At 72.2% G+C, this 1,527-nt stretch carries 1 protein-coding gene; it reads right to left on the bottom strand.

Annotated elements, in window-relative coordinates:
* Positions 1–87: 87 nt before the first annotated feature.
* Positions 88–1,311 carry an ABC transporter substrate-binding protein gene (locus ABZ635_RS27095; protein WP_357770080.1) on the bottom strand — a complete coding sequence of 408 codons (1,224 nt, stop codon included), beginning with the start codon at positions 1,309–1,311 and terminating at the stop codon, positions 88–90.
* Between the last annotated feature and the right edge of the window lie 216 nt (positions 1,312–1,527).

Genomic DNA, 1,527 nt, shown 5'->3' with positions numbered 1-1,527 from the left:
CACTCACATTCCCGTTCAATATTGCCATACCCGGGGGCGGTGACTGAGCGTGCGCACCCGCCCCTCGTCGTGTGCCGGTCGCGGGGGTCAGTCGTTGGTGGACTCGATGTACTCGAGGGTCTCGTAGCCGTCGTCGCCGAAGTGGAAGACCTCGAAGGTGGCGGAGGTGGGGTCGCCGTTGTCGTCGAGGTCGATGTCGCCGCTCATGCCTTGGTAGTCGATGGGTTGGCCGTCGGCGAGGAGGTCGCGGCACTGCTCGAAGCCGGTGCACGCGGTGCCGTGCGGGCGGGTGACGTCGGCGATGTGTCCGACGTACTCGGCGGGGTCGACGGACCCGGCGGATTCGGCGGCCAGGGCGATGGTGGTGACGCAGTCGAAGATGTGCGGCGCGAACTGGAAGACGTCGAGGTCGGGGTCGAAGGCGCGCAGGCCCTCGTTGAACTCGGGGTTGTCGGCGCTGGGGGCGACTCCGGTGGTGCCGGTGACGGCGCCGGTGGAGGTGGCGCCGACGCTCGCTTCCAGGTCGGGGTCGTTGAGGCCGTCGGTGAGGTAGAACTGGCTCTCGGTCCCGCTCTCGATGAGGGCTGCCATGAGCTGCGTGCCCTCCTGGAAGGAGATGAGGGCCACGGCGTGGGCTCCGGAGTCGGCGGCCGCGCTGATGACGGCGCCGAAGTTGGTGGCGTCGGGGTCGTAGGTCTCGCTGAGGACGACGTTGGCGCCCAGGGCCTGGAGTTCGGTCTCGACGGCCGTGAGGTAGCCGTTGCCGTAGTCGTCGGCGCGGGCGATGACGGCGACGTCGAGGTGTCCGTCGTCGACGATGCGGCGCGCGAGGACGGGTCCGGCGAGGAGGTCGCTGGGCGCGGTGCGGAAGAAGTAGCCGCCGTCCTCGACCCGGGTGAGGTCGGGGGCGGTGCTGGAGCCGGAGCACTGGGCGATGCCCGCCCCGGTGACGGCGGGGTGGCTGGCCCGGGTCATCACGGAGGCGGCGGCGCCGATGACGGCGTTGACGTCGGCGGAGACGAGGTCGTTGGCGGCCTGTGTGGCCTGGGCCGCGTCGCCGGCCTCGTCGGCGATGACGGGCGGGGGGACGGGGGCGCCGAGGATGCCCCCCGCGGTGTTGATCTCGTCGATGGCGTAGTTGACGGCCGCGGTCTGGGCGGGGCCGAGGAAGCTGAGGCTGCCGGTCTGGGGGTAGAGGAGTCCGAAGGTGAATTCGTCGCTGTCGGGGGTGTCGGGGCCGGTGCCGAGGACGTCGCCGCAGGCGGTGAGGGTCAGGGCGGCCGCTGGGAGGGCGAGGGGCCTGTGGGGCATGTGGGGCGTCCGTTCGGGTGGCGTGGAGCGTCCGGGGGGTGGGGACGCGCGGGCGTCGGGCCCCGGGGCGCGTGTGCCGTGGCGCGTGGTCCGTTCCGTGTACGACGAGGCACGGCGCGCGGGGTGCGGCCGTGCCGGGCCCACACCTCGGGCCGGTACGTCATGTCGCCGGTGGGCATGTCCCGCTGCATGACCGTGTACAGGTCGGCGAGGGAG

Source organism: Nocardiopsis sp. NPDC007018 (genome assembly GCF_040635075.1).
In the GTDB taxonomy this organism is placed as follows: domain Bacteria; phylum Actinomycetota; class Actinomycetes; order Streptosporangiales; family Streptosporangiaceae; genus Nocardiopsis.
This window is presented reverse-complemented; position numbering and strand designations above follow the sequence as displayed.

Bases quoted from the DNA above. Each gene is read 5' to 3' on its own strand.
- ABZ635_RS27095 (WP_357770080.1), bottom strand. From the start codon at position 1,311: ATGCCCCACAGGCCCCTCGCCCTCCCAGCGGCCGCCCTGACCCTCACC.